This is a genomic window from Candidatus Neomarinimicrobiota bacterium (assembly GCA_021734025.1).
Taxonomy (GTDB): Bacteria; Fidelibacterota; JAANXI01; order JAANXI01; family JAANXI01; genus JAANXI01.
Genome location: JAIPJS010000012.1, coordinates 91551 through 118267 on the forward strand (window position 1 = coordinate 91551; position 26717 = coordinate 118267).

Below are 26717 nucleotides of genomic sequence, written 5' to 3' on the forward strand. Positions count from 1 at the left end.
CTTACATCTCCGGCAATGGATATTTCGTATTGAGGTCAAAATCGATGCGGCTTCCCAGAGAAATGCCCTCTCTTGAGACCTCGGATGTATAAACAGTAACTTCTACTCCTGCGTCGTGCGCTTTTACCAAAGTCTCCGAAAAATCGGAATCGGTAATCCAGTTCGGCGCAAACTTTTCCGCATCGGATCGCTGCACCATAAAAAGCACGCCAGCGCTGTGGCCTTGTTCTTTCAGATCGATTAGATGATTCAGGTGGCGGGTGCCTCTCTTTGTCGGCGCATCCGGGAAGAGGCCAACGCCGTTATGCACGAGTGACACCGACTTCACCTCCAGCCAGTATTCCAGCGAACCGTTCGTCAGGTGAAAATCAAATCGACTGTTCTCGTTAGCGACCTCCGCCTTTATCGATGGGTATTCGTTGAACTCCGGGAGCCGCCGGTTTTCCAACAGATAACCGACAAATGCATTCGGAATCGTGGTGTTGATACACACCCAGACAGCCTCTTTTTTCACAAGCGTCAGCGTCCAGTCGGTCTTTCGGGTTGGCGATGGATTGTGCCGAACCATCACATCGGCATCCGGCACCAGCAATTCCTTCAGCCGCCCGGGATCGGGTACATGCGCCTTGACTTCCCTGCCATTCACCAGCACGTGTGCCAGGAACCGGTTCGGTCGCTTAATAAATTGCCCCGGTTCCAGTTCATATCCGAACGGAAAATCTACAGTGCCTGCCTTCGAATCAGAACTCATTGTTTCTCCAGGTGCAGATGCCCGTACTCATCTACTGTAAAACTCCATTCCGGTGCAACATACGTGGTGGACGTCTGTTCCGGAATCACGCAAGGTCCATCCCCGGAGGCTCCTGGCCACAGATCATCCCTGGGAATAATTGGTAACGTTGCGTTATTGCCGTTTATCATTCCCTCCTGGGTTGAAAATTCTGCTGTCTCAACTTCTCGTTTCTCCAATGAATGCCTTGGCAGCTTCGGCTTGTCCACCGATCCAATTCCCCGAACCCGGAGATTCACCACTTCCACTGGACGGTCATCGTGTTGGAACGTATACCGTTCCTCATGCCGTCTGTGAAACGCCTCAATCATATTATCCTGCCACGGGATGGCGAGTTCGTACGACTGCCCTCTGTACCGCATATCCAGAGTCCATTCCGCAGTTATATTGTCTTTACCGATTCCCTGCTCCCGAATTTCCGAGATAACTTTTTTTTGCATTGTTTCAAGGTCAGCTGAAATCGCTTCCCAGTCGATATCCCTGTTGTGGCGGAGTATCGTTCTCGTACGGTCCCGGACAACATCTGCCCACAGCAGACCGAAAGCGCTGAATACCCCTGCATGAATTGGTATCAATATCTTTGAAATTCCTAACGACTCCGCTATGGCACACCCGTGCAGTGGCCCGGCTCCTCCGAACGGCATCAGCGTCGCATCTCCGGGATCATATCCTTGTTCTACTGATACGACACGGATAGCGCGTTCCATCCTTGCATTTGCCAGAGATATTATTGACTCCGCGAGCTCACCGGTAGCCAGGCCAAATTTATCGGACAGCGCTTTGGCGACTTGTTCTGTCTTTGCCCCGTTTAATTTGATCGCATCCCCGAAGACGGCTTCACCCGGCAGCCTGCCGCACAGAAAATTGGCATCCGTCACGGTGAGGTCAGTCCCGCCACGATCGTAACAAACCGGACCGGGATCAGCGCCGGCGCTTTTCGGACCGACCTGTAACACACCGGCATTATCACGATACGCAATCGACCCGCCACCTGCGCCTACTGTGTTAATCTGAATCATCGGTAGCTGCACCGGGAGTCCATCGATCTCTGATTCCCTGGTCATCAGAATTTCGCCTGGCAGGAACGATACGTCAGTGGACGTCCCGCCCATATCGAAGGAGATAACGTGGTCGATACGGCACTGGTCTGCGATTGTCTTGGCCGCAACCACACCCCCTGCCGGCCCCGAAAGCAGCGTCTGGACGGCCTCCTGCCGCGCCTTCTCCGCTTCCATGCTCCCACCGTTTGACTGCATAACCCGAAAATGTTCAGTTTCCAGCTCATCATCCAGCGCTCCGAGGTATCTATCCATCACCGGGGTTACATACGCATTCATCACCGTGGTGCTGAAGCGCTCGTATTCCCGGTATTCCGGACTGACTGCGGAGGACAGCGACCAGCAGGTCCGAATTCCGGCCTCGCGAAGTTTTTCCCGGGTCTGTTCTTCGTGGATCGGATTTAGATACCCGAACAGATAGCATACGGCCACGGCCTCCGGATTCAGCTCCTTAAGATGTGCAATTGTCTCCGCCGGGATTTCCAAAGGAGTAAGCACATTCCCTTCTTTGTCGACCCGCTCCGGGATGCCGATTCTTTTCTCCCTGGACACGAGCGGTTCCGGCCGATCAACATTGAAATCGTATATATCGCTGCGGGTTTGCCTCCCGATCTCAGTAACATCTTCAAACCCTTTGGTGGTGAGCAAAACCACATCCGCGCCATTGCGCTCGAGGACGGCGTTTGTTGCCACTGTACTACCGTGGACTATTGATGGAAAATTGGAGCCGATGCGCTCTAACCCGCTGAGAACTGCCTGCGAAGGTTCATCCGGCGTTGACGGTTCCTTCAGTACCTGCAGTGTTCCGCCGGTCTCCGGATCGAACCAGAAAAAATCAGTAAAGGTTCCGCCGGTATCGATACCAATGATCACAACGTTAACTCAAATGCTGTTCGCGAATGCGCTGCACTCGGTTCGGTATTGAGGGATGAGAATAGAATAGAAACTCAATGGCAGGATGCGGATCGGGATCAGCCAGGTTCTGCTCAGCGAGTTTCTCCAGAGACTGGATGGTAATCTTCGGCCTCCCGAAAAGTTTAATGGAATAGTCATCCGCCTGTCGCTCATAATGGCGGGACAAGGCATTCTGCACGGGACCTATCACGAAATTGAACAATATGAGGAACAGCGTAATCAGCGGCAAAGCGGCCAGGCTTGTTATGGAGTCAAAACTACTGACGGACACGATATACGCGTATAAACGGCTTACCAGGTACAGCCCCGCAAAAGTAAACACCGTCCCGACGGCAGAGAGTTTCCAGATGTGTTTTTCTTTGAAATGCCCTAACTCGTGCGCCACGACAGACATAATTTCATCGTTGGAAAAATTCTCCAGCAGCGTATCGCCCAGAATCACCCGCTTTGCCTTCCCAATACCGGTGAAGGCGGCGTTGGCCTTCTTTGTCTCCTTGCTCAGGTTGAACTGAAAAATACCTTCGACAGATAGCCCAACACCCTCAGCCATCTCTGCAATACGCTGTTTAAGTTCTTCCCGGTCAATCGGGTCAAAGTCATAAAACAGCGGCATGATAGCCTTGGGCGCTATGCGGGACAGCAGAATTGTCAGCACGAACATGAGAATGGCCGTCGGAAGCCACCAGCCATTGCCGAAAGCACGGAGGAAGTAATAGAACAACAGTAACACCGGTACACCAATCACTGTGCCGACCATCATGCCTTTGGCTTTCTCCCAGAAGTAACTTCCCAGTGACTGCTCTGAGAGATTGTATTTATGCTCCAGGCTATACCCGGTATAGAATGAAAGCGGAAATCCGACAATCATTTCTGCGACACCGACAAAAAGAGCAAACAGTAGCAGGGAACCGTACGGATTTGACCAAATATTCATCGCCCATCCGGCAAACACGCGGGAAAGGGGCGATAACACCAGTAAAAGCAGAAACACCAACGTCAGAGCCAAGTTTGCCAGACCCAACCAAATCTTGGTGCGATTGTATTGCTTTCGCCTCTGGTAATCGTTTGTAGATTGTCCGGGTATTTCCCGGTCTTCCGGCGGGTTACCAGCTTCGGTTTTTACAAATTCCTTGGTCATATATTCATGTCCTGTTTATTCCAAAACGGAAAGAAGAATATACATAATTTCCGGTGTTATTCGAAAGGTTAGGGTGTTCGAAAAAAACGTGTTTTGGTGTTAAGGTGTTATAGTGTTAAAGTTGGGCGATTTCAATGCTTCAATCTTCTCTTTTCATCTTTCCTAAACCATATCCTCCTCTTCCCGATACCGCTTCAAAAACGCCTCTTTCCAGGGACCGAAATTACCTTGCAGGATGGCATCTCTCGCCTTCTGGGTGAGGGAGAGAAAAAAGTGCAGGTTGTGTAACGTTGCCAGACGGTGCCCAAAGATCTCATTTACATTCAGCAGGTGGCGAATATATGCGCGGGAAAAGTGTTGGCACGTGTAGCAGTCGCATTCACCATCAATGGGACGATGGTCATCCGAAAAGGTCGCATTCCGGATAGTCATCCGGCCGTCCGGGGTATAGACCTGGCCGTTCCGGGCATTCCGGGTCGGGATCACACAGTCGAACATATCCACCCCGGCGGCGATACTTTCCAGGATATCTTCCGGTTTTCCTACACCCATGAGATACCGGGGCTGGTTCTCAGGGAGCATCGGTGCCGTCATCCGGGTAATCCGGCGGACTTCTTCCTTCGGCTCGCCCACGGCGACGCCTCCGATGGCGTATCCGTCGAATCCCAGCGATGTCAAAGCTTCTACGCTGATCTTGCGCAAACCTTCATACGTACTTCCCTGTACGATACCAAACAGATACTGATGATGACCGTACAGCGGTGGGTTACTTTCCACATATTCCAAGCACTCCTCCGCCCAGCGATGGGTTCGCTCCATTGCGACCTCCGCGTAATCCTTATCAGATGGATACGGTGGACATTCATCGAATGCCATCATGATGTCACTACCAAGCACCCGCTGGATGCGCATAGAATGCGCCGGATCGAAGTGATGCCGGGAGCCATCAATATGTGACTGAAAGGTCACGCCGTCGTCGGTTATCTCGTTTAGATCGGCGAGACTAAACACCTGAAATCCGCCGCTGTCGGTGAGTAGCGAGTGCTCCCAATTCATAAACCGGTGCAATCCTCCGGCGTTTTCCAGAATCTCCAACCCTGGCTTCAGATAAAGATGATACGTATTCCCGAGAATAATGCGGGAACCGCTCGCCTCTACTTCTTCAGGCGAAACGGCTTTCACCGTTCCTTTGGTTCCCACCGGCATGAACACTGGTGTTTTTACTTCCCCATGGTCGGTGGTAAAGGTCCCGGCGCGGGCGTTGGTTTCGGTATCTGTCTGTTCAAGGGTGAAGGGGATCATTGGAATTGCACTCTAGGATATGAATGGATGATTAGAAAATATGGGTAGTATATGCAAACAGTATTACGTACTGCGTATTATGTAGGTTGGCTTACTATGATTCTCATTACGTAATACGCAGTACGTAATACTCCTCTGCTACTCCACCAGCTCTCCAGAGAGGTCCAGTTCAAGAACCTCACCATAGTCCAGTTTCTCGAGACCGGATCGGACGGAATCCTTATCCCCGACCACCACGATAGCCAACTTGTTGGGATGCAGGTATTCCCGCGCTGCCTGCTGTACCTCTGTTTTGGTCATATTCCGTACCTTCGAAACGTACGCACTCAGATGATCCTCCGGTAAGTCGTAGACTACCTGGTCGATCTGGAGATCCAGAATCTGATTCAGGGTTTCGGTCTCTCTGGCCAAACTCAGCGTCATTGAGGATTTGGCTCTGTCGAGTTCCTCATCGCTTACCGGTTCCTCCACAATCGTGCGAATTTCTTTTAGAAATTCCTTCACCGAACTGTCTGTAGTGGAAGTTTTCACCCCGGCATATGCCAGAAAGGGTCCCACACCCCGCCGATACACAAATGCCGACCGGGCGCCGTAGGTGAATCCTTTGTCTTCCCGGAGATTCATATTAATCCGACTGCCGAAAGAGCCCCCGAGAATCTCGTTCATCACCTGTACCGCGGCATAGTCCGGATTGTCCCGATGCAGTCCGGGGTGACCGATACGAATTTGTGACTGGGGTGCGCCTTCTTTATCGACCAGGTAAATATTGCTGTATTCTGCCGACGGAATTTCCGGAACCGTTGGAAAGTCCGTATCACCCGGTTTCCAATCGCCGAAGGCGGCGCGTACCCTGGGCAGGAGTTCCTCCATGGTGATATCGCCAGCCACGAACAGTGTGGCGTTATTCGGCCGATAGTAATCATCCCGGAACTGACGCAAATCTTCCGGAGTGAATTCGTTTAATGACTCTTCCGTGCCCTCGTCCGGCGTACCGTACGGATGGCCTTTCGTGTAGATTACTTTATAAAATGCTTCCGTGGCGATAGTGCTCGGCTGATCTTTCTTCTGCAGCAGCGAGTTCAACCGCTCTTCCCGTACGCGCTCAAAATCTTCTTTGGGAAAGGTGCTGTTTCGAATAACATCCGTAAACACCATCATGGTTGAATCCAGATGCTTTGTCAGGGTGGTGAGTTTCACATGGCTGTAATCCCAGTTGGAACCAGTGCTCAGCCTGGCGCCATAAAAGTCGATACCTTCAGAGATATCGAGCGCAGTGCGGTTCTCAGTTCCCTCGTCCAGCATGGCAGCGGTGAAATCTGCCAGTCCGGGAGCGTCCACCGGATCTGCGGCAGACCCATTGTGAATCACCAGATCCATAATCACCATCGGAACTTCGGACTGGGTGACCAGCACGATATCCAGTCCATTGTCCAGAGAGGCCTTTTCCGGTTCCGGTAACCTGATTTCCGGAGCCGGGCCCGGTTCCGGCCTTGCAGTCCGATCGATGGTATCCGGTTCGGTTTCGGTCATTTTCTGGTTCGTCTGCTGCTGATTTCGGGCTTCCGGTGTACAGAACTGTAGGCCGGCCAATCCCAACATAAGCAGGATGAGAGTAGTGATTTTGATATGCGATTTCATGATAATTGCCTTCCTCCAAAGTCTTCGGTGGGATTATTCCGCTGATGCCTGTAGATCCAGTTTTCCTTCCGGAACGACGCTTAACACGACCCGCGCATCCGGTTTAAGAAATTTGTTGGCCACGGCTTTCACATCCTCCGGGGTCACCTCTTTGTACCGTTCCAGGTTCTTATTAAAAAACCCTGGTTCATTCTGGTGAAAATTAAATACCTGAAGCCGGTCAGCCACACCGCCGAACCCGCCGACACGCTGTAATTGATAGATAAAGGATGCTTCATAGGAGTTTACCGCCTTTTCCACTTCCCGATCAGTAATAGCTTCCTGTTGGATCTTCTCGATTTCCGCCCAGATAGCGTCTTCCAGTTCTCCAAGCGAGTGGCCCGGTGTGGCGGTGGCGGTAATCATATACTGGCTCTCCAGGAGACGCGACCATTGCGCTGCGTTCACATCTTTGGCAATTCGCTTTTCGAAAACCAGTGTTTTATAAAGCCTGCTGTTTTTACCACCGGTTAGCGCCGAACTCAACACATCCATAGCAGCATCCCCAGGCTCAAAAAAGGCCGGCGTCTGAAACGCCATGTAGAGGCGCGGTAACTGGACCTGATCCTCCTGTACGATCCGTTTCTCTCCCGAAAGATCCGCTTCTCCGGGGTTCAGTGGTTCCACTTCCGGCCCGGCATCGATGGGCCCAAAATATTTTTTTACCAATGACTTCGCTTCTGCGGGTTCGAAATCCCCGGCAACTACCAAGCTTGCATTGGCCGGATGATAATAGGAGCGGAAGAATTCCTTTACGTCCTCCAGCGAGGCGTTGGACAGATCTTCCATGGAGCCAATGGTCATCCAGTGATACGGGTGGCCCTCCGGATACAGGTTTTTGAAAATAGCTTCATGCGCAAGCCCATACGGCCGGTTTTCATAATTCTGGCGACGTTCATTTTTGACTACATTCCGCTGGTTGTCCAGCTTGCTCTGAGTCATTGCCGGCAAGAGCCATCCCATCCGGTCGGACTCCAGCCAGAGTGCCAGTTCCAGATAATTGTTCGGGAGATCCTCCCAGTAATTTGTCCGGTCTGTGGAGGTTGAACCGTTCAGGGTTCCACCGGCTTCCTCGATGTACTGAAAATGCATATCGTCACCGACATTTTTTGACCCCTGGAACATCATATGCTCGAACAGATGGGCGAATCCGGTTTTGCCGGGTTTTTCGTTCTTGGAGCCGACATAGTACCAGATATTCACGGTTACAAGGGGCGCCGAATGATCCTCGTATAAAATAACAGTCAGCCCATTATCCAGTTGGTATTTTTCATACTCGATATCCAGCTGGGCAAAAGCGACGCCGGAGAGAATAAATATCAGTGACAGCACTCCGAGAGTGGTTTTTTTCAGCATAGCGTTTCCTTTCAATTCGGTTGACTCCTCAACATCAACTTTGATGTGATTTCATTATATATGAATCAAAATGTGTAAAGGTAGTTACATCCTTTGCGCTACATAATTGACCATTAATTTACTATAAATGGACAGAATTGCAATCGCTGTGAGACAGTTCGGTCCCGGTATTCGTTGTTTGGTAGCATTGCCTTTGGCGATTTAGTAATCCTTTCCTTGAGAGCGATCGGCGTCGGGCGATGCAGAAAACTCCGCTTCACCATTAGGAACGCCTCGCAATTCGCCGTGGCGAAGATTGCGAAGCAAAACTAAGTCGGACGGGGTGAGACTCAGTCGGAATGACTCAATCTGATTTGCATCAGGAAGAAAACCGTCACCGAACCCGCCGTGGCGGGAATCAGCGACAGTTTACTTGGAGTTTACTTACTCGTAAACAACTCCCGGTCAATCTTCGTGGAATCGCCGACCACGCCAAAGTGGAAATTCCGGGCGTATTTCGCCATACTCGCCTGCACCGCCTCCGGGGTCACCTGCTTTAGTTCGTTGATATACGACTCGGACTTCCGCCAATCGCCACCGACGATCTCATACCGAGCCAGTTCGCTTCGCTGGGCGGCCGCGGTCTCCTGTCCCATCAGTTCCCTGGTGATAGTCTGCGTAATCATGTCGGTCAGCTCCTTCTCAGGGAGCGGTTCCGCGATCATTCCATCGATAGTCTCGAACATCACCTTAATCGTAGTGTCCGGCGCAACGGTGGTGACATACAGGATTCCGTAATTCTCTTTGCGCACGGAAATACCGGATGCCGGCGCGTAGGAGAGATTCCGCTTGGTTCGGATCTCTTCGAACAGTTTGTCGTCCAGGATATTCATGGCTGCAAAGAAGGCCGGATAGTCATCCGAACCCGGGGCAGGCGCAATACACAGCCCCCGGATATAATTTGTCGGGAGATCACGGGAGATGATTTTCAGATCGGCTACGCCTGCGTCAAAACTCATTATTTCCTCTGTGGAGTATTCACCAGTGCCCGCGGTTAACGCAGATGCTAATTCGGCAGCTTTGGCGCGGACATCCGATGGAGAGATATCTCCCACTACAATGAGCACACCCCGTGACTTCACGACATTCTTCGTATGGTATTCGGAAAGTGCTTCGCTGGAAAAACCCTCGATAGATTCTGTTGTGCCGTTCAGGCTGACGGCATACGGGTGGCCTTCGTAATAGAGATCGTTAGAAATCCTCTGCAGGTAACTGTCAGGATCATCCTGTTCGGATTTGATGGCGTTCAGCTGTTGTTGTCTGACGAGTTCGACTTCCGCTTCCGGAAAAGTGGGATTCAGAAGGATATCTGCGTACAAACTCCAGGATTCGTCAAAATTACGCTGCAATGATGTCATCGTCAGTCCGTTGTAATCGTACGTGACTTCTGTGCCGATATCCGTGCCCATGGATTCCAGCCGGGCATTCAGTTCATCTTTGGAAAGGGACTCAGTGCCCCGGGTGGCGGTTTCGAACATGAACCGTTCGATACCGGCGAGGTCTACCGGCTCATACCGGGTCCCACTGTCCAGGTAGAATCCCGTTGCAATCACAGGATTCCCCGGCGTCCGTTTGGTTATCACTTTGAGTCCGTTCACTTCAAAAGAGGTAGCCCCGTCCTCCATCGATTTCTGCTGCATTTCACCTTCCATGGAAGTGGTGGTGGTTGTCTGTTCTTTGGTGGAGCCACATCCAATAATCAATATTCCGATAATGCCGATAATTGTGAGAAACCGAATCGTTTTCATTGGACTAAACTCCCTTTGGTTAACTGCAGCGACTCCTGCGTTTCCGGACTCACCAGCGCCGCCACCACGTGCGGTTTGCCTTTAATATATGTGTTGACGTAATTCACGATATCCTGGCGGCTGACCGCCCGGAGGTTCTCGATATAATCCCGGTAATAATCCAGTCCGGTCACAGCCCACCAGAATGATACGGTGTGGGCGTATTCGCTGGCTTTTTCCCGATTGTAAATCGCATCAACCTCCAGCAGGTTTTTCGCCGTTTCCAGCTGCTCATCGGTGAAATAATCCGGGTCAGTAAATTTTTCGATTTCAGCCATTAAGGCTTCCTTGGCCTTCAGCACATTCCCGGGCGCTGAGACTATATTTGCGGTAATCGGACCGGTGTGTTGCAGCGTATAATAGCTGATATCCGCCTGGAGCGCGATGCCGGAGTCTACCATATTCTTCTGGAATTTTGACGTCTGCTGCCCCAGGATGAAGGAAAACACGTCCGCCGCGAAGGTCGACTTCACGTCATCCAGGGCTTTCGGGCCGTGCCAACCGATCATCAGCATGGAGACGTTCACCGGCTGCGTCACGACTGTGTCAACGGCGGACTCGATGGGTGGATGCTCCGGGACGGGATATTCCTCGAACGGATCCGCTGCGCGTTCCCAATCGCCGTACATCTCTTTGGCTATAGCGAAGACGGTCTCCGGTTCCACGTCCCCGGAAACGATGAGCGCCGAGTTATTCGGCACATAATACCGGTGCTGGATGGTCCGCATCTTTTCTGGGGTGGCGCTCAGAATCACCTCCCGATCGCCGATAGTATTCTTCCGACTCCAGAACCTGGTCCACATCTTTTGGTTCGTCGCACGATACACCTGGAAAAACGGGCTGGCCTCGTTCCGGTCAAATTCGCCGTCCACCACGTGATTTTCTTTTGCCATCTCCTCTTCAAGAAAGAGCGGATACCGGATGGCATTTTTCATGAAGACCATCCCGCTTCGGAGCGAATCTTTGGACAGCGTAAAAAAGTAATTCACCCGCTCGTCGCTGGTGGTACCGTTCCACACCATGCCCAGCTCCCGTGCCCTGTCCATATAAGCTTCCTGACTTGGTATCCCTTTATTGGCCTTAAAAAACATATGTTCATACAGATGCGAGAGCCCGTCGTATTCCGGCGGTTCGGTGTAGGCGCCGTTTTTCACCACAATTTCGATGGTGGCCAGTGGCACGGTGTGGTTCTCGATCACCACAATCTCCATCCCGTTATCCAACATCATGGTTTCAAACGGTGCTTCTTCCGCGCCGATGGCCGGTAGAGCGGCGACACACAGCGCAAACAGAATAAGCAAAATGCGAGGTTTCATACGATTCTCCTTTTTACGATTGACAACATACCGGCAGAAATGAGCCGGCAATTTTTACACCTTCGGAGCAAAACTTTTACCAGAGAATTTCAAACGCATCCTGCACTGTCCGGACGCGCTCGACCTTTATTCCCGAGAAGTTCTGAGTGTCCTTTTTATTATGCCAGGGGAGGATAACCCGTTCGAATCCCATGCGCTTACCCTCCTGGATTCGTGCGTCGATGTGAGAGACCGAACGCACCTCACCCCCCAGACCAACTTCGCCGATAAGCAGTGTCTTACCGTCTACCGGAATTTCCCGGAAACTGGACGCCACAGCAGTGATGATTCCCATATCAATCGCCGGTTCCTCTACCTGGAGTCCTCCGACGAGATTCACGAAAATATCATTGGTGCCGATGTGCATGCCGACCCGTTTTTCCAGTACAGCGAGGAGGAGCGAAAGCCTGCGGATATCCACACCGGTAGCGTTTTTCTGCGGCGTTCCGTAATTCGCCTGGGAGGCCAGCGCCTGGAGTTCAACTAAGAATGGGCGGGTCCCCTCCATACTGGGGACGACCACCGATCCGGGAATGTGTTCGTTCCGCTCCTGGAGGAACATGTCCGATGGGTTGCCCACCGGCTGCATGCCGCGCTCGGTCATCTCGAAGATGCCCACCTCGTTGGTGGCGCCGAACCGGTTCTTCACCGAACGCAGGATACGATAAAAGTGATGGTTGTCCCCTTCCAGGTACAGGACAGTATCAACGAGGTGCTCCAGCATTTTGGGTCCGGCGATACGCCCTTCCTTGGTAATATGTCCAACCAGCACCATCACACAATGCTGTTCCTTCGCATACTGCTGGAGGAGCGCGGCCGACTCCCGCACCTGGCTCACGTTCCCCGGGAGACTGTCGACTTCATCCGTGTACGCCGTCTGAATGGAATCCACCACCGCAACAATAGGTTTTTCGTCATCCAGTACCGAAAGGATACCCTCAACATTATTCTCGTTACTAATGAGAACCCGATCGGAGTCAATTCCGAGTCTGTCAGCCCTCACACCGATCTGGGTTTCGGACTCTTCCCCGGAAAAATAGCAAACAGTGGATTCCGTTCCTTCAGCGACTTCCCCAAGAATCTGCAACATAATCGTCGACTTGCCGATACCGGGATGCCCGCCCAGCAACACCACACTGCCGGGAATGAGTCCTCCACCGACCACGCGGTTAAATTCGCCTATGCCAGTCGGGATCCGGTTTAACGGATTGGACTTTATCTTTTTAATATTTATCGGCGGTTTGGTCTTTACCTGCCCGGATCGCTTCTTCCGATCGGACTTCGTCTCTTCCACCAAAGAGTTCCAGGTACCGCACTCGGTGCATCGTCCCTGCCATTTGGGAAACTGGGCCCCGCATTCTGTACAAGAGTATACTATGGTACGTTTTTTTGCCATCAGGTAAGTTTAATAATTTTTTGTATTATTCTGTCAATTTCTACTGTTGAGCCCCAGCCTGCTCCGTCTCTGTCCAATTAATCGCATTGCATTTTCACAAAATAATCATCGCAATCAGGAAGTCATTAATCAGGATGACCGCTGAAGAATAGACAAAGGAACGAATAGCTGCGTTCCCAACACCTTTCGCACCGCCAAAGGTCGCCAAGCCGACATGAACACCAATCAGTGATGTGGTAAAGCCAAAAACCAGCCCCTTAACTAAACTCACCACGATATCCACGACTACAAAATACTGCCGGAATGCGCCAAAGAAGACATTGGCTCCCTGGTTATAGACCAAATTTGCCACTGCAAAAGCGCCCCCCATAGCAATAGCATCTGCAAACACAATAACTATCGGGAGCATGATCGTCGCCGCTAACACCCGTGGCATGGCCAGATACCGCACCGGATCAATGGCCATACTCTCCAGTGCGTCCACCTGTTCGGATACACGCATGGTCCCAATTTCGGCCGCGATTGATGCCCCATTTCTCCCGGCAATAACGAGTCCGGTTAACACCGGGCCCATTTCCAGCAGTACAGCTTTCCCTGCTGCGGAACCCAGAAAATCCAGCGGCATCAATCCGGCTAGCTGATAGGCCGCCTGCCAGGCTGAAACCGCACCGGCAAAGATGGAGACGACCGTTACCAATGGTAAAGACCTGACCCCGATCTGCATTGCCTGATCGATGAAAAGGCCCCAATCTTTAAAGAGATTCGGAAGATTGACGATAATGCGGGCAATGAGCAGGGCGATACTCCCCAGCTCACGAAAAACTATCAGTGTCCGTCTGCCAATAAATTGAATAAACCGTTGGATTTGTGCTCGCATGGGCCTAAAAGATACCGCAACTGACGGTTCACTGCAACGGGAGAGTTCGGCTATCTACCCATCAACCGGTCCGTTAAAAGTCCGTTCCAAGTGAAAAGTAGTATTTCGGCGATGACGCGCTTCCAAAGATGTGAAAACTGTCAATAGCCCAGGCCACATCAATTTTTAACAGGAAATAGCCCATATTTATCCGGAATCCATAGCCGTATCCGGCTACCAGGTCATCGAAGACATGCTGACCGAGATCATTAACTTTCATAAAACTCAGGTCATCGTTAAACCACGTGACTCCGCTATCCCAGAAGAAATTCCCGCGGATATTCTGGAAAAAGACCGGCAGTGGGAATCGCATCATAAAATACTGTATAAACGGAAAACGGAATTCAGCATTCAATAGTGCGTATCGGGTGCCGGCTCGTTCGTAATAACGGGCCCCCCGAACCGGCATAATAAATTTGGAGAAGTAGATGTTTTCCGGATCTTGAACGTAAGTTGTCAGGTCATTACGGAAATCCCGGTTAAACCAGTTCGGCACCCCACCCATAAAAAATCGCTGGGCATTTTCCCCTTCGCTAGCGCCGCCAGTCAGACGAAACGCTGCGCTGTATTCCCGGTTAATCATCCAATATTTCCGGAAATCAAATTCGACCGTCTGGTACTCCAGGCTATTTTCATTGTACCTGGGGCTTTGTGAATATGAGAGATTGAACCGGGTGCCATCGTGCGGGCCGGTGTACCCAAATATCGAGTTGTCATAGACGAACGAAACTGAGGGGATGATAGTCTGAATAAGTTCATTCCGATATAACGGATGGTCCGGCGGAATCTGCAGAGTCTGCATTTCCACGTTATAATACATTGCGTCAAAATCGATACGGGTAAACTTGGAGAACGGCCTGGAGACGCTCCCGACCGTACCATAGTTTCGGTATCGATAGATTATGGGGCTATAATAATCCCTGAAGAAGTTGGGAAAGTTGAACAGTGTCAACCCATAATTGGTCTGTTTCTTGAGGTAGTAATAGGTCAGATAATAACTGCTGTTCTGCAGATCAATGAACAGATCCGTTGCCAGTTCAAACCGGTGATTTCCGAGAATATCGCTAAACATAAAGACCGTGCTGCCCTGAAATCCGAAGAAGGTGTTATACGCTGCCTGGCTGTTGATCAAATCCAGGGTAAAACGCGTTTTATAATCATGTTCTACGTATTCACCGCTGTCATTTTTAGAGGTAAGGGTATCCCGAAACGCCGCTTCCTCTGCCGAGTCCGGTGAGGACGCCTGCCAGTCATATCCCGGCGCAAAGACGTATTTGGAATATTCGCGCCCCTCGGCCCGGGCGGTTTTCCGGGTACCTTTCTCGTCTTCATCCACGGAGAAGGCAGCCAAATCGGCAGCGTTTACCGTCGGTTTTGAGAAGATCTGCGGCATTTTTTCTTCATTTTGCCGCTTGCGAAAATTTGTAAGTGGTGGGGTAACGGAACCCGGTTCAATTTCCAGCGGATTCGTCAGCGTATACACATCCCAGCCGCCTTCCCGATAGCCGGAAAATATCAGGCGGGAGTCATCCGAGGACCAGGTCAACTGTTGAATCCCGGTAAGTATGTTCGTTATCGCATACTGCTCACCGGAGTCCATATCGTGGATGTAAATATTATAGACGCCCGATTCATCAGAGGTGTAGGCAACTTTATTATCCGTATGGGACCAGACAGGATAATTTTCATCTCCCGGGGAATCCGTAATTCGCTCAATGGATTGATCCTCGATCGAGTAGACATATACGTCTTTATTCGTATAATTAAATTCATCCATCGGTTCATTCGGGGTCTGTGCCCGGCCGTTCCGGTCGGAAACGAACGCTATTTTTGAGCCGTCCGGACTCCACTTGGGTTCAGTATCCGAATAGAGATCATTGGTAATATTCGTGAGTTCTTTGGATTGTAAGTCGTATACATAAATATCGCTCTGGGCGTTATCATGGCCAACCAGCGCCATTTTTTTGCCGTCCGGCGACCAATCCGCCGTAAAAAGATTGGGGACCCGAAGGGTATATGATTTTTTCTCTTCTGTCTCAACATTAATTATGTGGAGCGCGTCCCGGTCGCCCGCCTTGCTCGTCAAAGCAATGCGTTCTCCATCCGGTGACCACGTAATTCCCGACTGGAGCCACTTGAGTTCCTCAAAGTCCGGCGTTCGGTTGCCGGAGACAATCTTCTTAATCTCTTCCCCGTCCTGGGTAGAGATTATATAGATATCGGCATATCCGTCCCGATCGGACAGTATCGCAATCCGTCCTCCGTCAGGGGAGATTGACGGGGCGATATTATAGTAATTTTTCAATTCTTCGTGATCGGTCAGTTGGCGGGAAATTTCCTGCACGTCTTTTCGGCCCTCGATATCCGGCCAGTACTGCTTCCGGAGATATTTCCGCCAGCGTTTGCTCAGTTCCTCAAAACCACCGCCAAGTGCGGCTTTCACGCCGGCTTCGACGCTGCGTTTTCGTTTTATCTGGTTAAAGAGTTCTCCGATTTTCGGTTCGCCATAGGTATCGGAGATATACTTCATTACGGCCTGCCCTCCTTTGTAGGACAGGTAGCCGTTCAATTGCTGCACCCGGGGCAGCTGGCCGTTAACTGCCAGATCCCGCAGAATCATATCCGCTTTCGTATCCCAATACATGGAAGAATATTCCGGATACCCTTCGGACATCCATCCCGGCAGCTGGACGGTCACGCGCCCGCTGACGATGGACTGAATTGAGCCACCATACAGAAAATCATTTATTACACCGTGGACCAACTCATGGTGAATAACATGCCGGAACTGTTCGTAGTCCCCTTCATACGGAACGACGATCCGGTTTTTAAACAGCTCCGTAAACCCACCGACACCTTCCGGCAGATAGGAGAGTGTGACGTTCGTCTGCTGAAAATCATTGTGGGAAGCGTAGACAATAATGGAAATCCGCTCGGTAAGTTTCCAATCCAGCTCTTTACTGATCTGCTGAAGCGCCTTTTCGGCGGTTTCCGCTGTAAATACTGCCAGATCCCGATGCCCCGGATAGAAGTAGACCTCAAAATTATCCGAGCGGATAAACGACCATTCAAAGTCTTTGTACTGGACTTTATTTTGGCCAAATGACTGGCCCATCGCCGGCGTGCAAACAAAAAACGTGGCGATCGTAATTGCTAAACCAATTATTGTATGGAGATAAATTTGTTTTTTCATAGTATTTTCAAACAGGTTAATCCTTTAAAGGTTCCCCACTCCATTCCGAGAACCGAAAACGGTCTGCAATTCTACAGGGTTTAGTGGAATCAAGGTGTCGAATCGTCCGAACTATCCAAGAAAGTGCGGTGGCAAATACCGAATTTCCGTCCCCAAATGGTGTGCCACAATTTTAGAGAAGGCAACCGGGGGGATCAACGTATTTTTCATCCGGCTCCGTGAGCGAGTTTCGTTAAAAAATAACTGTAATTGCAAAGATGGATTTGTCGCTCCGGAATTCAGAGTGGAAATTTCTTCTGGTGTGTGCCTAAATGGCGATAATGCAGTATATCCAATGGGGTAAATTCCGTTGCCATTGTGCACCCACACCTGTAATTTCGCGCCATTATGAAAGAATAAGAGAGTTATGGCCAACGCACTGTATTTTATTTCGGATTTACATTTTCACGTCGATCCCACCCCACAGGATCAAGAGAAACTCCACCAGCTGCGTCGATTAGCCGAGCGGATGTTCGATGACGCAGCCCAACTGTTTATCGTCGGTGATCTTTATGATTTTTGGTTCGAGTACAAATACGCAATCCCGCGACATCACCTTGAGGTGATAGAAATAATCCGGGAGCTGGTGAGGGCCGGTATCGAAGTGCACTATCTCTCCGGAAATCACGATTATTGGATCGGCGAATTCTGGGAAGAGCAGGTTGGCGTTTACATCCACCCCGAGCCCATGGAACTGGAATTCGGAGACAAGCGGCTCTGGATTTGTCACGGTGATGGAGTCCTGGCTGACGATAAAGGATACCGTTTTCTCAAGAAAATACTCCGGCACCCGTTAGCAATTCGCCTGTTCCGACTCCTGCATCCGGACTGGGGATTTCGGCTGGCCAAACACGTCTCTTCCACTTCCCGCAAATACAATAAATTTGACCTTGAACGAAACCGTAATCTGCTGCGCCGGGTCTATCACGAATACGTCAAAACCGTTTTTGCTGAGGGATACGACTATGTTGTCATGGGCCATTTACACCATCCCCATATCCACACCGAACAGGGGCAGACATTTGTCAATCTCGGCGACTGGCTTCGGTTTTACAGCTTCGGGTATTTTGACGGACATGAATTTACCCTCAATTATCTGTTGAAGGACTAACCAGAAAATCCCGCAGGCAAGGGACTTACACTTGACTATTCACTCAAATGCAGGTATGTTTTTGAGAAATTTAACACACCACATTCTTCCATGAGAAAATTCAGGCCTCAAATAATCCGATCTGTTGTATACTGTATCGTAATCGCTACGTCAATTTTCATGGTGAGATGTGGTTCCAGTGTTAAGGTGGCAGACTCAAAACCGGAAGTCGCCCAGCTGCAACAAAAAGCAGCCCAGGGCAATGAAACGTCGCTGCAATCCCTGATCGCAACGTACCAATCCGATGAGGCAAGCCCGGCGGTGCGACTTGCGGCACTTAATTCCCTGGCAGATAGTGATGCACCGGCAGCCAGAGAGGCCATGCGCAGTGTTCTTCAGGATCTACAGACGATAAATCTCACGCTATATATTGAAACTGCTCGAGTTTTAGAGCAGAGCGGCGACGCTGCGAGCGGCCAGGTATTTCTCGCAACTTTTAATAACTTCCGGGGCAAATGGGCCGCCCTCCGAACTGCGTTGCTGGATGGCATGAAAGCAACGGCAACACCGGACATGGTCCTCAGGATGATCGATGCGTATGAAGCAGCCAAAATGGACTATGTCAGTTTCGAAGAAAATATGACCGAAACCCTCGGCCAATTTGACGATGAACAGGTGGTACCTATTCTTATGAGAATTGCCCGGGATAAATCAGTGTCCCTCCACACCCGGAATAAAGCCATAGATATGCTAGCCGAGAAAGAAAATCCGGAAATTGCAAATTTATTCGTTCAGATGTTGCAGGACCCTCAGACGGAAATCCAGATGCGCGATTTTGCCCTGGATGCCTCGAATGAAGTGCAAAATGCCGATCTGCTAGTCGCACTTATTGAGTCCTATAACACAGGTCAGGAACGGTATTTTGCGTTGCTCGATGCGTTGACCCGGGCTATGCAAAAATTCACCGATCCACAGTTGAAGCCAGCGTTATCGGAAATAACGGCTAATAAGGAATTACCAACTAATGTGCGCCGTCAGGCGATTGAGGCTATCGGCCAATACGATGATCCCACATTATACGAAAACCTGATCAGCCTGATGCGGGATCCCGATAACTACCTCTTCTATGAACAGGTGTATGCCATTATTCACCAGCAAGGTACCCCCGCACAAATGGAGCGGCTGCGGCGAGCCACACTGGAAGCACATTCCACACAAATGGAACGGTGGCGGAATGAATAAAAGTCACCTTATTCCGGTATTACTATTTTTTCTCCTGTTTACCTCCTGTTCGTTGTTCCGTGGTGGTAAGGAATCTGCCGCGCCGGAGGCAACTTCCACTGCTGATACAATCTCGCAAGCTCAGAACACTCAGATGGATACCGTGCGTAGTCCGGCACAGACCGACCGAACTGGTCAGCCCAACCGGCGTGATTCGGACCGATTCTATCAACTGGAACAGGATGTGGACAGCCTGAAAAGATCAATACGGACCCTGCGCCGGCAAGTCAGAAACGCGGGCGGCGATATATCGCCATTCACCCTCCAGAGAGAAATCCAAAAAGTGCTCTCGGTTCCTCAAATCACACATGAAATAGAACTCGTGAACGGAACAACTGTCCGCGGGAAAGTTCTGCGGGAGACCATCGACGAAATTATTGTTCAGACCCAGATTGGTCATCTGACGCTGGATCGGAAATTAATAAAGGACACACGCCCGGCGGAACCACCCAAAGCTAAAATTGAGCTCGACGGTCCTATCGAGGAAGAGACTCACGAAGATAAGCGGGTGTACCGGGGCCGGGTAAAAAACACCGGTGTACGCCGTGCCGACTTCGTCCGTATCGTATTCCAGCTATCGAATCAATCCGCTAATGTGGTGGCGACAGACTCTGCATTTATCGATGGTTCCACACATACCTTTAATACGGCCGTTCTTTCGGATACCTCCATTGAACCGGGCGAATCCGCGAGTTTTACCTGTTCAGTATTCACGCCACCGAATGCAACAATCAGTTATTATACGTATGAAATTCACTGGGATGAAGAACGGTAGATCCCAACAACCGTCTATAAATTTTTCGGCGTAAAATACAAAGCGGCAGGTTCTAACGAACCTGCCGCTTTTTTTTCGTCAAATGGGGTGAATACAATCAGACGAGTGTTACTTCCTGGGCCTGCGGGCCTTTTTCGCCCTCGGTTACTGTAAATTCCACCTTTTGGCCTTCTTCCAGGGAACGGAAACCATCACCCTGAATTTCGCTGAAGTGTACGAATACGTCGCCACCCTGGTCCCGAACGATAAAACCAAAACCCTTCGAGTTATTAAACCACTTGACAGTGCCAGTTTCTCGCTCTGCCATAATCCCATGTCCTCCTGTTCCTTACTACGTTACATTGCTGGCAAATAAATCCGAGACGTAAACAGGATAGTAGTCCTTGACAACTCAGAGATTCTGCCTGTTCCCGGAAAAAGTACGACCCCGGTTTGAATTTGTCAAGATGAACCATAGTCCTTGTTTTTTCTAGATGTTTAAAAAATTACCAGATTATATCTAATCTTATTAAGATTTACCGCTCTTATAATCGTTCGGTTTGCTGATAGCACTATCTTCCCACTCGATTGATAATATCGCACCGGAAACACAATATCGAAACGGGAAGCCAATCTTATGCGGCAACGTATTTTATCATTTACTTCCGCGATAAATCGGAAACTTTTGAAACCGGCACTCGATAGGGCCGTTGTACAGCGTAATATTTTCCGCTGGCCGCAATCCCACATGTTTAATTGCCTCCAGATTGCCGCTCAGTATCCAGGCATCAAATCCGGGATAGTGCTGCTTCAGCTGGTCACCAATTTCCCCGTAGAATGCCTTGATGTCCTCCACCTTCATCCGCTCCCCGTAGGGAGGATTCATCACGAGGATACCGCTATCCACACTTGGGGTTCGTTCTTCGAACGGCGTTCGGGATAACCGGATATCATCATCCAGTTCTGCTCTGACAATATTTTCTCTGGCCGCATCCAGCGCATTGCCCGACCGGTCCGAACCGATAACCAGGTATCCGAATTCCCGCACTTTCGCCCGGGCTTCGGCGCGCACCTCCTCCCAGAGATAGGCATCGAAATCCGGCCATTTCCGGAATCCGAAGGTCTCCCGGTAGATCCCCGGGCTAATATTCCGTGCATACATCGCTGCTTCGCATAAAATAGTTCCCGCGCCGCACATAGGATCGATGAAGTGGGAGTTCCGGTCCCACCCGGTGAGTTGAATCATTCCGGCAGCTAGTACCTCGTTCAATGGCGCCTGATCCCCACTCCTCCGGTAACCGCGCCGGTGCAAAGAATCCCCGGAGCTGTCCAGCGATACGATACATTCATCATGGGAGATATACAGATTAATGCGCAGGGACGGATCTTCCACATCCACCGAGGGGCGCTTCCCGGTCTTCTTCCTGAATTGGTCAACGATGGCATCCTTGGTCTTAAGCGCCACGTATTTGGAGTGCGTAAAATGCTTGGAATGGACTACGGAATCTACTGCCAGGGTGTCAGACAGATCCAAATACTGGCTCCAGTCGACTTCCCTGATATAATGATAGAGCGTTTTTTCATCTCTGGCGGTGAAGGAATGGATCGGAACCAATACTTTGAGGGCCGTCCGCAGCTCCAGGTTGGCACGATACATCAGGCGTTTATCCCCCCGGAACGTCACTGCCCGGTTCTCCTGCTTTATATCGGCCGCTCCGAGTGACTTTAATTCCGTTGCGAGTATCCCCTCCAACCCGTAGAGGGTTGTAGCGGTCATCTTATAGTGCGCTTGTGTGGTCATTCTCCTCCCAATTAACCATACCTGAGGTTCCTCTAGATTTTAATTGCTGGCGCGGATAATCTTTTCAGTCCGCAAGGTATCAAAAAGCCTCGACTATTGCATCGGGAGATCCGAAAATGTTCGTTGGATGTATAGTTATTCAATTATTCATCGTGGAGAGAATAAATGCCATGATCCCCTGCTGCATTTCCGGTGCGACTGTATGCCCGATATCGCTGAATAGGTGAAATTCTGTCTTCGTATATCCGGCTTGCCGGTACATTGCTTCCGCAATGGTCCAGCGTTTGGTTAATGAAGCACCGAAGAGTTCCATGATAACGTTTCGATCGGAGATATCGTAACTATCTTCATAAACGACCGAATCGTTCTCATCCTTGTCGCCGAGAAAAAAGTACAATGGAAGAGTCCGAACACGTTCCATATTGAGCGGTTCTCCAACCAACGAGTCAAGGTCAGCAATACCGATTGGGAATCGCAATTTTTTCTTCTGATAATGACTGACGGGCGCCAGCGGCCAGCCTCCCGGCGATCCAATGATACCAGCCAACACGGCGTCCGGATGTAAAAAGACGAACCTGTTCACGAACATCCCGGAGGCGGAAAAACCGAGGAATACGGATTTCGGATTGATCGGGCCAAGCCGCTCTCCCAGCGAAGCTTGGGCATGCTTGATCATTGCCACAAGTTGCTTATCAATCCGGATTAATCTTTCACTGCTTGCAGTGAGTGTCTCTCGATCCAGTGCATGGATATAACTGCGCCACTCGGAACCCGGTCTAGGGAATACAGGCATCAATATCGGTATGTGCAGTTGATTTGCGACCGGTTGGATCATGTGTATATATTTATTAGCTGCCTCCAAATGAACGGCAAAACTGTCTGAGGTTCTTCCGGTATTATTGGGTGCCACAAGCAGGGGCGTTCCATCCTCGGGAGAGGTGATCGAATCGGGGATCAGCAGCATGTACGGCCAGTGAAATCCCGAGTCAGGGCTGGCATCAACGGTATAAATTTCGGCGGCTTTCCCCGGCGCTGATACAAATGACAGGAAAGACAGTATGAAAAAGAGACAGACAAAAGACAGGATCCGAGACACTGGTCAACCTCCATAGTTTTACCTGTAAGCAGCCAGTATTTTAGGAAAATCACCCAGGGATACAAACCAGAAATTTTTAAAATATTCTACAGTATTCGTCGAATTTGATCCGCACTGTCTCACCAGATTACTATTCTCCTATAAGCCGGAGAAATTCGCTGTGGAATTGTGAGCCCCCTCGGAGGAATACCGGTAATCTGCTCAACTACAATTAATTACACGGAAAATCCAGGCAACAAGAACAGGACGGCAACCACGACCAGAAGTATAAGCGTGCTGACGATAAGGACATCCAGCCTGCGTGTGGATTCCTCTTCCATTTCGTTCAGTCGGCGCCGATCTACGAAGAATTCCAAGGTGGCAATGATGATAATTAGTCCACCAAGGGCAAAGAAAACCAGGGGAATTACCATGTTTGAAAATGGCAGATCGGTAAAATGGTCGGCCACTTCCCGTGCCGCGGAATTTTTTAGAAACAGTTCAATTCGTTCCACGATGAATCCCAGCGTAAACAGACCGATACTGGCGCGAATCCATGCCAAATATTTGCGTTCGTTATTAATATGACCGGTTTTCCAGATGAGATACGTCTGGTAATCGTGGGTACTTTTGATTTGGGATTGTTTCTCCCCCTGAGTATCAGGTGGTTGTTCACTCATACTAATCCTCCTCACTTACCTTGCTTACGGGAAAAGGTAATAATTACAGGAGACAATTGAAGGATGTTCAAGGTAATGTCGTTGGTACGGGCAAATAGAAAAGTATAGAACTGGCACGGTATAGATTCTATTTCCTGGCGACGAAACAGAGGAACGCATCCAGGCCCAAATAATTCAGCACTTTTTTCGCACTATTGTACAGCGCATTACGCCAGGGCAGGCTATACGACAGCGGCATCCGTTTCACCGACCGAAAACCCGTATTCTTTAGCGCTCGCCGGAGTGTCTTCGGCGTAAAAAAGTCCGGTGATACCGGGGATGATTGCCTCCTTCCCATTTCTCTCTGGCCAACCTGAATTTCAGGCTATTAAGGTTGGGTACTTCGATGACGCATGCTCCTCCCGGTTTGAGGAGCGCATGCACCTTACGCAGGATCCGAAACGGGTCTTTGAAATGTTCGAGCACGTGCCAGAGTGTTATGATATCGAACCTGTGTTCCTCTTCCAGAAGATCACCGATTGTCGCTGTTTTTGCAGCCACGCCAAATTCACGCCGGGCAAACTCGACGGCATCCCCGGCAATATCAACGCCTAAACCGTCAATGGAAGTTTGCTCCTTCAGGCTGGCTAAAAAAAACCCGTTGCCGCATCCAATATCCAATAGAAATCCGGTGTTCTCGAACCGTGTTATGAGTTCTATGCGCTGCGCATTAATGTGATACATCTCCCGAAGAGTCAGGACAGGAGAGTCTGCGTGGTAGTCCTCGCCGGAGTCGCCAGAACCGGCATAAAATTCGTCGTATAACGACTCATCTTCCGGGGGATTTCCGAGGAAAACCAGATCACAGTTTTGGCATTTCATCACATAGAACGGTTCCTCAAAATACTCCTCTTTGAGTTCCCGCCCCTTGCAAGCGGGACACGGCCGAATTTCATTCATATTATCAGGTGGACGCTGGATAGTTTTCTGTTGGTTTAAAATATAAACTGGCTGCGGAGAAAAACACGTCTAACTTTATATTGCCTCCATTGGAGATAAATAAAAAAATAGGCGTTCCGGGAGGAGGCACCCGTTTTGCTGTTAGGTTCTTCACTTTCGCGGTGAAAGTTACCGAACACTGTAAGAGGAAGGCTATTTCAACAGCACCATCTTTTGAGTCAGAATCTTGCTGCCGGTTCTGATGCGATAAAAATAGATCCCGGACGGCATCTCTGAGGCGTTCCAATCTATGGTATGCACTCCGGGACCATAGGTTTTCCCAGCGATGGGATGAGCGACCGGTCTCCCACGGAGATCGTAGACTGTCAAATTGACTTCCGAACGATTCGGCAATGAAAATTCGATTCGAGTCTCCGCGTTAAACGGGTTCGGGTAGTTCCCCAGCGAAAATTCCGACACAACCGCCACCGGATCATCCTCTACAGCAACTCCAAGTTCCCCGGTCACGATTTCCGGAACGTCTTCCGTTGCGTCCAGGAACGCCTCGTACTCGTACGGTACGTCCAGTTCGCAGGTGGGTGAGTCCGAATAATTGGCATCGCCAAAATGATTGTCGATCAGCTGGACGGCGCCCTTTTCCGGGCTGTACACCATCATAACTGCAGTACCGACGTCCTCAAAATAGTTCCGTTCGACGCGTACGCAGGCCCCCATCCTGGAATTGATTGCTGTACTGTTACTCTGATAGTAATTGTTAAAGAGATGTGCCCTGCCAAACCGGATACTGGGCAGGCGGGAGCCGCAATTGTAGAAATAGTTATGGTGATAGGTTGCCCTGATCACCGAATCCTGCTCGCTGTCATCGCCGGAGGCAATCAGGCTGACTTTCTCATGATCGTGGAGCTTTGTCCAGGAAATAGTAATAAACGACGACTCATTCTTGATATCCAGCAGCCCGTCATAATAATCTTTCCCGTGGTCCCGGTCGGAAAGCAACTCACAGTGGTCTATCCAGATATTTTTCGATCCCCCGGTGATGACCACGGCGTCGGCTACATTGAGCGTATCCTTCACAAACCCGATCTTCATATTCCGGATAATCACGTTCCGTACCCCGTTGATGTCCAGTTCGATACCCTTCAGTTGTGCATTTTCACTGGTACCCAATAACGTTTTATCCGAACTGAATGAGAGCTGCCGGTGCGTCTCAATGAGACCGGCCACTTCGATAACCAGCGGATCAGGATTGTCCATGTGCGCCTGCAGTTCATCGAAAGTCCCGGCTGTGACCGTATCGCCCAGCGCTCCGCCGATGGTAAAATACGGCGTGCCCTTATCGTCCTGCACCGCCGCGTATCCCACTAGATTCGGATCAGGCGCTGTTCCCTCCGGGAGAAAAATGGCTTCGGCTTCGATGTTGTCTTCCACGGTAATAGTATGTGTCGCGGTGGATCCGGGAACCGTCCCAGACCAGGACTGGAAAAAATACCCGTCGCTCGCGTTTGCGGTGAGCGTAATTTCTGTGCCTTCTTCGTAATATTTCTGTACCGGATCGTAGGAGACCGTTCCCCAGTCGGCGGTATTCTGTCCCACGCTTACCGTGTACGATGGCGTACACTCGGAGGCGGAAATCCCGTCGCCAACCACCTTCAGATAATCGTAGTTACCGAGTCCGTTCTCCTTATGTGCCTCAAGCCGTATTTTATTGGTTCCGGCTTCCAGTTCCACTTCAAGGGAATCACTAACCGTCCAATCATACCACTCGCTTGTGTGGGGAAAATTTACGGTTTCCAGATACGATGCGCCGTTTATAAGCAGTTCACCGGGACGATCGCCAGCATCACCACCAACGGCATATCGCCAGAGAAGGGTATACGTTCCGGCCACTTCTGCATACACGCTCCAGCTAATACTCACATCCACACCAAATCCGGTATCTGCATATCCGTCACCGGTTGCCCCTTCGGCAATAGGATCACCGGGATTGTCTTCTTTTAACACAATAGTTCCGTCGACATTACAAAAGCCGGTCTCGTTTTCCTGGATGATTATCTCTTCGGCGTTGAGACCTGCGGTTATAAATATCAGGCTACAAAGTATCGTGATCCCTCTGCTGAACATGTATTTTCCCCGGTC

At 50.3% G+C, this 26717-nt stretch carries 20 protein-coding genes; 3 read left to right on the forward strand and 17 right to left on the reverse strand.

Features of this window, described 5'->3' with window-relative positions; all coding sequences use genetic code 11:
* Window position 1 precedes the first annotated feature (1 nt).
* The 11 genes from sfsA to K9N57_12875 form a co-directional block, all read right to left on the reverse strand.
* Entirely contained in the window at window positions 2-751 is a 750-nt protein-coding gene (sfsA, locus tag K9N57_12825; GenBank protein ID MCF7805067.1) for a DNA/RNA nuclease SfsA, read from the reverse strand.
* Window positions 748-2721, reverse strand: a complete 1974-nt coding sequence (locus K9N57_12830; protein ID MCF7805068.1) for a hydantoinase/oxoprolinase family protein — start codon at window positions 2719-2721, stop codon at window positions 748-750. Before K9N57_12830 ends, sfsA begins: the two co-directional genes overlap by 4 nt.
* 4 nt (window positions 2722-2725) lie before the next feature.
* On the reverse strand, window positions 2726-3901 hold the full coding sequence (locus tag K9N57_12835; protein ID MCF7805069.1) for a M48 family metallopeptidase: 1176 nt from the start codon (window positions 3899-3901) through the stop codon (window positions 2726-2728).
* Between the two features lie 162 nt (window positions 3902-4063).
* Entirely contained in the window at window positions 4064-5203 is a 1140-nt protein-coding gene (tgt, locus tag K9N57_12840; protein MCF7805070.1) for a tRNA guanosine(34) transglycosylase Tgt, read from the reverse strand.
* A gap of 138 nt (window positions 5204-5341) precedes the next feature.
* On the reverse strand, window positions 5342-6841 hold the full coding sequence (locus K9N57_12845) for an insulinase family protein (protein MCF7805071.1): 1500 nt from the start codon (window positions 6839-6841) through the stop codon (window positions 5342-5344).
* 33 nt (window positions 6842-6874) lie between these two features.
* The gene (locus K9N57_12850; GenBank protein MCF7805072.1) at window positions 6875-8236 is read right to left on the reverse strand and encodes an insulinase family protein; all 1362 of its coding nucleotides are present in this window, start codon (window positions 8234-8236) and stop codon (window positions 6875-6877) included.
* Window positions 8237-8655: 419 nt separating this feature from the next.
* A complete protein-coding gene (locus K9N57_12855; GenBank protein MCF7805073.1) occupies window positions 8656-10023 on the reverse strand; it encodes an insulinase family protein in 1368 nt (455 codons plus the stop codon).
* Window positions 10020-11378, reverse strand: a complete 1359-nt coding sequence (locus K9N57_12860; GenBank protein MCF7805074.1) for an insulinase family protein — start codon at window positions 11376-11378, stop codon at window positions 10020-10022. The genes K9N57_12855 and K9N57_12860 overlap by 4 nt, the downstream gene beginning before the upstream one ends.
* A gap of 76 nt (window positions 11379-11454) precedes the next feature.
* On the reverse strand, window positions 11455-12813 hold the full coding sequence (gene radA, locus K9N57_12865; protein ID MCF7805075.1) for a DNA repair protein RadA: 1359 nt from the start codon (window positions 12811-12813) through the stop codon (window positions 11455-11457).
* Window positions 12814-12907: 94 nt separating this feature from the next.
* On the reverse strand, window positions 12908-13537 hold the full coding sequence (locus tag K9N57_12870; GenBank protein ID MCF7805076.1) for an ABC transporter permease: 630 nt from the start codon (window positions 13535-13537) through the stop codon (window positions 12908-12910).
* A 226-nt stretch (window positions 13538-13763) separates the two neighbouring features.
* Window positions 13764-16922, reverse strand: a complete 3159-nt coding sequence (locus K9N57_12875) for a biopolymer transporter Tol (protein ID MCF7805077.1) — start codon at window positions 16920-16922, stop codon at window positions 13764-13766.
* 406 nt (window positions 16923-17328) lie between these two features.
* Between K9N57_12875 and K9N57_12880 the strand changes: the two genes are divergently transcribed.
* The 3 genes from K9N57_12880 (at window position 17329) to K9N57_12890 (ending at window position 20107) form a co-directional block, all read left to right on the forward strand.
* Window positions 17329-18072 (forward strand): UDP-2,3-diacylglucosamine diphosphatase, encoded by a 744-nt coding sequence (locus K9N57_12880; GenBank protein MCF7805078.1) that lies wholly within the window; start codon window positions 17329-17331, stop codon window positions 18070-18072.
* 186 nt (window positions 18073-18258) lie between these two features.
* On the forward strand, window positions 18259-19293 hold the full coding sequence (locus K9N57_12885) for a hypothetical protein (GenBank protein MCF7805079.1): 1035 nt from the start codon (window positions 18259-18261) through the stop codon (window positions 19291-19293).
* Window positions 19286-20107, forward strand: a complete 822-nt coding sequence (locus tag K9N57_12890; protein MCF7805080.1) for a hypothetical protein — start codon at window positions 19286-19288, stop codon at window positions 20105-20107. Before K9N57_12885 ends, K9N57_12890 begins: the two co-directional genes overlap by 8 nt.
* A gap of 97 nt (window positions 20108-20204) precedes the next feature.
* On the opposite strand, the gene K9N57_12895 is transcribed toward K9N57_12890, so the two are convergent.
* The 6 genes from K9N57_12895 to K9N57_12920 all read right to left on the reverse strand — a co-directional run bounded on the left by K9N57_12895 (window position 20205) and on the right by K9N57_12920 (window position 26702).
* Window positions 20205-20414 (reverse strand): cold-shock protein, encoded by a 210-nt coding sequence (locus K9N57_12895; protein ID MCF7805081.1) that lies wholly within the window; start codon window positions 20412-20414, stop codon window positions 20205-20207.
* Window positions 20415-20741: 327 nt separating this feature from the next.
* Entirely contained in the window at window positions 20742-21863 is a 1122-nt protein-coding gene (locus K9N57_12900) for a class I SAM-dependent RNA methyltransferase (protein ID MCF7805082.1), read from the reverse strand.
* 163 nt (window positions 21864-22026) lie between these two features.
* Window positions 22027-22983: a hypothetical protein gene (locus tag K9N57_12905; GenBank protein MCF7805083.1), complete on the reverse strand. Its 957-nt coding sequence runs from the start codon at window positions 22981-22983 to the stop codon at window positions 22027-22029.
* Between the two features lie 215 nt (window positions 22984-23198).
* Window positions 23199-23642 carry a DUF202 domain-containing protein gene (locus K9N57_12910; GenBank protein ID MCF7805084.1) on the reverse strand — a complete coding sequence of 148 codons (444 nt, stop codon included), beginning with the start codon at window positions 23640-23642 and terminating at the stop codon, window positions 23199-23201.
* 267 nt (window positions 23643-23909) lie between these two features.
* Complete coding sequence (locus K9N57_12915; protein ID MCF7805085.1) at window positions 23910-24581, reverse strand: class I SAM-dependent methyltransferase; 672 nt, start codon at window positions 24579-24581, stop codon at window positions 23910-23912.
* A 192-nt stretch (window positions 24582-24773) separates the two neighbouring features.
* Entirely contained in the window at window positions 24774-26702 is a 1929-nt protein-coding gene (locus K9N57_12920) for a T9SS type A sorting domain-containing protein (GenBank protein MCF7805086.1), read from the reverse strand.
* Window positions 26703-26717: the final 15 nt, after the last annotated feature.

Bases quoted from the DNA above. Each gene is read 5' to 3' on its own strand.
- K9N57_12875 (MCF7805077.1), bottom strand. From the start codon at position 16,922: ATGAAAAAACAAATTTATCTCCATACAATAATTGGTTTAGCAATTACG.
- K9N57_12870 (MCF7805076.1), bottom strand. From the start codon at position 13,537: ATGCAGATCGGGGTCAGGTCTTTACCATTGGTAACGGTCGTCTCCATC.
- K9N57_12915 (MCF7805085.1), bottom strand. From the start codon at position 24,581: ATGAATGAAATTCGGCCGTGTCCCGCTTGCAAGGGGCGGGAACTCAAA.
- K9N57_12920 (MCF7805086.1), bottom strand. From the start codon at position 26,702: ATGTTCAGCAGAGGGATCACGATACTTTGTAGCCTGATATTTATAACC.
- radA (MCF7805075.1), bottom strand. From the start codon at position 12,813: ATGGCAAAAAAACGTACCATAGTATACTCTTGTACAGAATGCGGGGCC.
- K9N57_12900 (MCF7805082.1), bottom strand. From the start codon at position 21,863: ATGACCGCTACAACCCTCTACGGGTTGGAGGGGATACTCGCAACGGAA.
- K9N57_12910 (MCF7805084.1), bottom strand. From the start codon at position 23,642: ATGAGTGAACAACCACCTGATACTCAGGGGGAGAAACAATCCCAAATC.
- K9N57_12845 (MCF7805071.1), bottom strand. From the start codon at position 6,841: ATGAAATCGCATATCAAAATCACTACTCTCATCCTGCTTATGTTGGGA.
- sfsA (MCF7805067.1), bottom strand. From the start codon at position 751: ATGAGTTCTGATTCGAAGGCAGGCACTGTAGATTTTCCGTTCGGATAT.
- tgt (MCF7805070.1), bottom strand. From the start codon at position 5,203: ATGATCCCCTTCACCCTTGAACAGACAGATACCGAAACCAACGCCCGC.
- K9N57_12850 (MCF7805072.1), bottom strand. From the start codon at position 8,236: ATGCTGAAAAAAACCACTCTCGGAGTGCTGTCACTGATATTTATTCTC.
- K9N57_12860 (MCF7805074.1), bottom strand. From the start codon at position 11,378: ATGAAACCTCGCATTTTGCTTATTCTGTTTGCGCTGTGTGTCGCCGCT.
- K9N57_12880 (MCF7805078.1), top strand. From the start codon at position 17,329: ATGGCCAACGCACTGTATTTTATTTCGGATTTACATTTTCACGTCGAT.
- K9N57_12895 (MCF7805081.1), bottom strand. From the start codon at position 20,414: ATGGCAGAGCGAGAAACTGGCACTGTCAAGTGGTTTAATAACTCGAAG.
- K9N57_12855 (MCF7805073.1), bottom strand. From the start codon at position 10,023: ATGAAAACGATTCGGTTTCTCACAATTATCGGCATTATCGGAATATTG.
- K9N57_12835 (MCF7805069.1), bottom strand. From the start codon at position 3,901: ATGACCAAGGAATTTGTAAAAACCGAAGCTGGTAACCCGCCGGAAGAC.
- K9N57_12890 (MCF7805080.1), top strand. From the start codon at position 19,286: ATGAATAAAAGTCACCTTATTCCGGTATTACTATTTTTTCTCCTGTTT.